At 63.9% G+C, this 6,096-nt stretch carries 4 protein-coding genes; 3 read left to right on the top strand and 1 reads right to left on the bottom strand.

Annotated elements, in window-relative coordinates; genetic code table 11:
* The first annotated feature begins 309 nt into the window (after window positions 1-309).
* The gene (locus CAPSK01_RS22850) at window positions 310-2,736 is read left to right on the top strand and encodes a PAS domain S-box protein (protein ID WP_273703604.1); all 2,427 of its coding nucleotides are present in this window, start codon (window positions 310-312) and stop codon (window positions 2,734-2,736) included.
* 6 nt (window positions 2,737-2,742) lie between these two features.
* Here CAPSK01_RS22850 and CAPSK01_RS22845 read toward each other — a convergent pair whose 3' ends face one another.
* Window positions 2,743-4,515 carry an ATP-binding protein gene (locus CAPSK01_RS22845; RefSeq protein ID WP_273703603.1) on the bottom strand — a complete coding sequence of 591 codons (1,773 nt, stop codon included), beginning with the start codon at window positions 4,513-4,515 and terminating at the stop codon, window positions 2,743-2,745.
* Between the two features lie 213 nt (window positions 4,516-4,728).
* Between CAPSK01_RS22845 and CAPSK01_RS12395 the strand changes: the two genes are divergently transcribed.
* Together CAPSK01_RS12395 and CAPSK01_RS12390 are read left to right on the top strand one after the other, a co-directional pair.
* Entirely contained in the window at window positions 4,729-5,361 is a 633-nt protein-coding gene (locus CAPSK01_RS12395) for a response regulator (protein ID WP_034926991.1), read from the top strand.
* A 251-nt stretch (window positions 5,362-5,612) separates the two neighbouring features.
* Window positions 5,613-5,951: a hypothetical protein gene (locus CAPSK01_RS12390; protein ID WP_034926988.1), complete on the top strand. Its 339-nt coding sequence runs from the start codon at window positions 5,613-5,615 to the stop codon at window positions 5,949-5,951.
* The last annotated feature ends 145 nt before the right edge of the window (window positions 5,952-6,096 follow it).

Below are 6,096 nucleotides of genomic sequence, written 5' to 3'. Positions count from 1 at the left end.
TCCCACTCGCCGGCCGCAACGGCTGCCGGCAACCGCGCCTGGCAGCGATTGAACCAGGCTCGCCAGGGCTGCGCAACGACGCCCGACAAGGCAAGCGCGCCGCCGGCGAGCGCGGCGACCAGGGCACGGCGGCGCGGCGGGTTCATCGCCGCAGCCGACGGCCAGGCGCTGCGCCGCCGGATGAAGTGGTATCGGCATCAGGGTCAGGCCTCATCCCGCCACCGGCGGCGAATGATATGCTGCGCATTCGGCTGAAGGTTCGCCGATCGGGAACAGCGCTTCGCAGCGGAGCGGGCATGGGAGCACACCATGATTGACGGGGAACAAAGGCTGGCCAGGATCATCGACACAACCCTCGATGCGATCGTGACCATCGACGAATCTTACCGTATCATCCTGTTCAACGCCGCCGCCGAAAAAATGTTTGACTGTCCGGTTGCCGAGGCCATCGGGAGCCTGCTCGACCGTTTCATTCCAGAACGTTTCCAGACGGCACATCGCATTCATGTCGGGAAGTTCGCCACCAGTCCGGTCACGTCGCGGCCGATGGGAAGAACCTATCAAGTTCTTGGCCTCCGTGGCAATGGCGAGGAATTCCCGCTCGAAGCGTCGATTTCGCAGGTCGAGGTGGACGGGCAGAAGCTATTCACGGCATTGCTGCGCGACACCACCGAGCGATGCCAGACCGAGGCGGCGCTGCGTGCGAGTGAAGCATTCAATGCCGCCATCCTCGATTCGTTGAGCGCACACGTCGCGGTCCTCGACGGCGACGGGAAAATCGTTGCAGTCAATCAGGCGTGGTTGCGATTCGCGGCAGAAAACGGCGGCGAGACGCTGCTCGCTCATCCGATCGGTACCGATTACCTGGCGATCTGTCTTGCCGCCGCCGACCCGTTGGTCGCCAACCCCTGGGCGGCCGAAGCCCTGGCCGCCTGGACCGGCATTGCCGCGGTACTGGCCGGGCGCAGCGATTACTTTGAGCTTGAATACCCCTGCCAGGCAGCGAACCAGGAGCGCTGCTTCCGGATGCGCGTCGATCCCTTGCGATCCGGCCGCGGCGGCTGCGTCGTCGTGCACCAAGACATCAGCACCAGCCGAAACCTGGCCGACGCCTTGCGCACCGAGCGCCAGCGCCTGGCCAACCTGATCGCCGGTACCGACGTGGGCACCTGGGAATGGAACGTTCAGACCGGCGCAGTGCTCTTCAACGAACGCTGGGCCGGGATCATCGGCTACACGCTGGCGGAGATTTCGCCACTGAGCATCGCCACCTGGTTCCGCTTCGCGCATCCGGACGACCTCGAAAAATCCAACACCCTGCTGCGCCGACACTTTGCCGGCGAATTGCCCGCCTACGACTGCGAGTGCCGGATGCGCCACCGGGACGGCCACTGGGTATGGATTCGTGACCGCGGCAAGGTCATGGACTGGAGTGCCGACGGCCGGCCACTGCACATGTTCGGCACCCACCTCGACATCACCGAGAGCAAGGAGGCGGAAGCCCGGCTGCGCCGAATGAACGAGAGCCTCGAGGCGCACGTCGCCGAACGTACCCGGCAACTGGCCATCGCGACGCAGATGGCGAGGTCCGCCAACCGGGCGAAGAGCGCTTTCCTGGCCAACATGAGTCACGAGATCCGCACCCCGATGACGGCCATTCTCGGCTTTGCCGAATTGATGAAACAGGACGGTCTCAGCACCCCACAGGCAGAGCGGATGGACAAGTTGCACAGCGCTGCGCAACACCTGCTGAGCCTCATCGACAACGTACTCGACTTCTCGAAGATCGAGGCCGGCAAGCTGGTTCTCGAAGAAGTCCCTTGCCATGTGGCCCGTATTGTCACCAGCGTCGTCGAAATGAGCACGGATCGCGCCCGGCAAAAGGGCCTCACGCTATCGTGCGATTGCCAGCCCCTGCCCGGCCCACTGCTCGGCGACCCGACACGCCTTCGGCAAGCCCTGCTCAATTACGTCAGCAACGCGATCCGGTTCACCTCACAGGGCAGCATCCGGGTCAGCGTCCACCGCCAGCAAGAAAGCAAGAACCACCTCATGCTGCGCTTCGAGGTCCGCGATACCGGCATCGGCATTGCCGCCAGCTCGCTCGGGCGACTCTTCCGGCACTTCGAGCAAGCCGATGATTCGATGACCCGAGTGCATGGCGGGACCGGTCTCGGCCTCGCCATCGTCAAACAGATCGCCGAGAGGATGGGTGGCAGCGTCGGGGTTGACAGTACCGAGGGGGCGGGCAGCACCTTCTGGTTCACGGCCTGTCTGCAGAAGGCGCCCGAGAGGGCCGGCGGCGACACCGCGACGGCGACCGCGGGGGTGGACACGGGGGCGCAACAGGCGCCCCCGGAAGGACGTATCCTGATCGTTGACGACGAGCCGATCAACCGCGAGGTGATGGTCGCGATCCTGGAAAACATTGGCCTGCTTGCCGACTGCGCGACCAATGGCGCGACCGCGGTCGAACTTGCCGGCAGGGGAGCTTACGCTCTGATCCTGATGGACCTGCAGATGCCGATCATGGACGGATTCGAGGCGACGCGCCGGATTCGCCAACAGCCGAAGCACGCGCAGGTGCCGATCCTGGCCCTCACCGGCAACGTCGTCAAAGAAGTCCAGGATCGCTGCCGAGCCGCCGGAATGAACGACTTCATCGCCAAACCCTTCAGAATGGCGGCGCTGCTCGAAGTCGTCAGGCGCTGGCTGCGACCGTCGCCCGGCGCATGAGGACCTTCAGTCGGCGGCGGCACCGGCAGGCGATTCTTCGCTCGCCGCCTCGGCGTGCCACATGCTGCGCGGCCACAGGATCGCCAGGGTGCTTCCCTGCCCCGGTACGCTCTGCATCTGCACATGCCCTTGATAGAGGTGCACCAGACCGTGCACGACGGCCAACCCCATGCCTGCTCCCATGCCCGGTTCGCGGGTGGTGAAGAAAGGCTCGAAAATGCGATCGTGAATCGCCTGCGGGATACCGCAGCCCTCGTCGCTGACTGCAACGCGCACGAACTCGCCGGCAAACTCGGCATGGCAGGAAGCACAGACCCCGACCGGATCGACGCTTACGCGGTGCGCCAAAATGCGTACCTCGCCCGGCCCGGTCATCGCACTGCGGGCGTTCAGGCAGAGATTGACCAGGATCCGATACAGGTGTGAGCGATCGATGTCGAGCGCCGGCAGATCGTCGTCGATGTGCATCGACAAGGTCACGCCTGTCGGGAAGGATGAAGCGAGCAGATCGACCACTGCGCGCGCCTCATCGGCCACCGATACCACCGAAACATGGAGCGTGCCGCCGCGCGAGAAGACCAGCAACTGCTGCACCAAATCCCTGGCGCGTTCGCCGGCGGTTTCGATCTCCTCGAAATACGAGGCCACGCGCCCGGAAACGCCGGCAGCGCGTACCACTGTCCTGCCCAGCCCGGAAAAACCGAGAATGGCGACCAGGATATTGTTGAAGTCATGCACAATGCCGGCAGCCATCGTCCCCAGAATCTCCATGCGTGCCGCCCTGGCGAGGCGGTTCCTGAGTTCGTCCTGCGCGCGCTCGGCCTCGATGCGATCGGTCACATCCTGGTTGATGCCGATCACCGACAGAGGCGAACCATCGATCGCGAAAAGCGGCTGCGCCAGCGCCCTGATCATGCGGATCTGCCCATCACCGCGGCGAATCCGGAAATCCACCCGGAGCTGATGGCGTCCGCGGATCGACGCCTGCAGCGCGGCTTCCGCGGCCGGCAGATCCTCGGGCAGGATGTGCTTGCACCAGTCCTTGCAGGTGGTCACGGCCGCCACGGCCGGGTCGATGCCGTACAGCGCGTAGATCGACGCATCCCAGTGCAGGCGCCCACCGACCGGATCATATTCCCACACTCCCAGACCAGCCAGGTCGGTCGCCAGCCGCAGACGCTCGGCAGCCGCCCGCTGCTCGGCATGACGCTCTGCGCGCAGGACATCGAGACGCCGTTGCCGGCGCTGCACTGCAGACAGGGCAAATACCGACGACAGCAGCGTGGCCAGAAACAGCCCGAGATGCCAGGTCGCCATGCGGTGCCAGTTGGCATGGATCGTGGCGCGCGGCCGGGCGACGCCGACCAGCAGGGTTGCATCGATGCTGCCGGCCGGCAGCGCGCGTACCGCCACCAGCAGCTCTTGACCGTTCGCATCGTACACACCGCTCAGCAACGAGGCCGTCTGCCCGCTCTCGTGCTGACTCGGAAGGAACGTCGTCGCACCCGCGGCCTCCCATCCACCGCCATCCGACCTGGCCGCTACCCACTCGAACCGCTCGCCGCCCGCCTGCACCGACACCCGCAGGTCCGGCGCGTAACGCACCAGCGCCATCAAGGCACGGAAATCATCCGGAGGCAGATGCCGTACCATCAGGTCAGCGAGCTGACGTGCCGCAACCTGCAGGCGATCTCCTTCTTCCTGCTCGACAGACCGATACTGCTGCAGCAGCGACCAGGCGTTCGGGCCACCGAGCAGCAGCAGGGCGACGGTCAGCAACCCCCACTCCAGGCAGTATCGCCGCGACCGATACGCACCCATCAGGCGCAGCCCTGCCGGCAGGCACGACAGACCGCAGGGTCAACTGGCAGTGTTCGGCGGGTCTGATGCATCGGTCAAGCCATTTTTCGGTCATTCTCTGCAGGATTGCCAATCATCGGTAGAATAGCGCACTCTGTCATCATTGCACCCTGAAATCCGTAGATCACGCCCATGGCCGCAAATCCTGCGAACCGGTCCATCTGCATCGTCGATGACGATGCGCAGGTTCGTGGTTTCCTGCAGGAAGTGCTGGCCAGCGTCCGGCTGGTCACCGAGGAATACTCGTCCGGCGAGGACTTCATGCGCCGCTGGCGCCCCGGCAACACCGACTGCGTGCTGCTCGACATCCGCATGCCGCGCATCACCGGACCGGAAGTCCATGACTGGTTGCGGAAGCGCAATCCCGAGATCCCGGTGATCTTTCTTTCCGGCTATGCCGACGTGCCGACCGCAGTGCGGGCCATGCGCCTTGGCGCTTTCGACTTTCTCGAAAAACCCTTCAACGTCCAGCACCTGATCGAGCGGGTCAACGCCGCCATGCGCCTGGCCGACGAAAGGCGAGCGGCAGCAACCGCGCCATCGGCGCCGGACGACGGCTGGCAAGAATCCCTGACCCCGCGCGAACAGGAAATCCTGGCCGCGATCATCCTTGGCAAGCGCAACAAGGTGATCGCCGCCGACCTTGGCATCAGCGAGCGCACGGTCGAGACCCACCGCGCCCACATCATGGCCAAGTCCGGCGCCAGCAACGTCATCGAACTGGTCGGCATGGTCGCCGGCCGGCTTTCAGTAATTTCAAAGTAACTCAATGGATGACACGCCCTAGCCAAATTCCGCAACCTGTTTTTTTGAATGTTCCTTGGCGGGTCGCCGTTGGCGGCAAAGACAGTCTGTCATCAATCCGTCACAAAGCGGTCACATAATCTCTGCGTCGTTTCGATCCACTCTAATCCCCTCCTCGAACCTCACCCGCAGCGGGACAACTGCCATCCTTCGGCACATAGGATCGCTGTCGAACCCTGAACCTGTTACTTCTTCCTGTCACGGAGATTTGAATGTCAGCATTAGCCCCTCCTCCCGGCGATGATCCGATTGCCGCCGCAACACATGCACTCAAACTGAAAAGGCTGGCCGGAAAAACCGGCGAGATGCCGGACCAGAAAAAAGGAAAGAAAACCGCAAGGACGGTTCGCTGCAAGGTGCGCCTGACGCGCAGCGAATTCCTCGAGCTCTCCAAGCTGAAAAAACAACTGGCGCGCAAGGGCGTCTCGGCCAGCAAGGAAGAGCTCGTTCGCGCCGGTCTGCTGCTGCTCGTCCATCTCGACCGCAGCGAGCTGAAGACAGCGATTCGTGACGTCATTGCTCCGGAACCTGCGACCGAGGAAAGAAAATAGCGGCCAATCCTCCGGCCATGAACGACATCATCAACCGCTGGCAGACCAAGGACGGCGCATGGCTCGAAACGCACCGCATGCGCCTGAGGTACCGGATCAGGCGGATCTTCCCCCAGCCAGCAAGCGCAGTTATGCTGTAACTATC

Source organism: Candidatus Accumulibacter vicinus (genome assembly GCF_000584955.1).
Lineage (GTDB): Bacteria > Pseudomonadota > Gammaproteobacteria > Burkholderiales > Rhodocyclaceae > Accumulibacter > Accumulibacter vicinus.
Note: the sequence above shows the minus strand (reverse complement) of the source record. Positions and strands in the feature narration are given on the sequence as shown.

Bases quoted from the DNA above. Each gene is read 5' to 3' on its own strand.
- CAPSK01_RS22850 (WP_273703604.1), top strand. From the start codon at position 310: ATGATTGACGGGGAACAAAGGCTGGCCAGGATCATCGACACAACCCTC.
- CAPSK01_RS12395 (WP_034926991.1), top strand. From the start codon at position 4,729: ATGGCCGCAAATCCTGCGAACCGGTCCATCTGCATCGTCGATGACGAT.
- CAPSK01_RS12390 (WP_034926988.1), top strand. From the start codon at position 5,613: ATGTCAGCATTAGCCCCTCCTCCCGGCGATGATCCGATTGCCGCCGCA.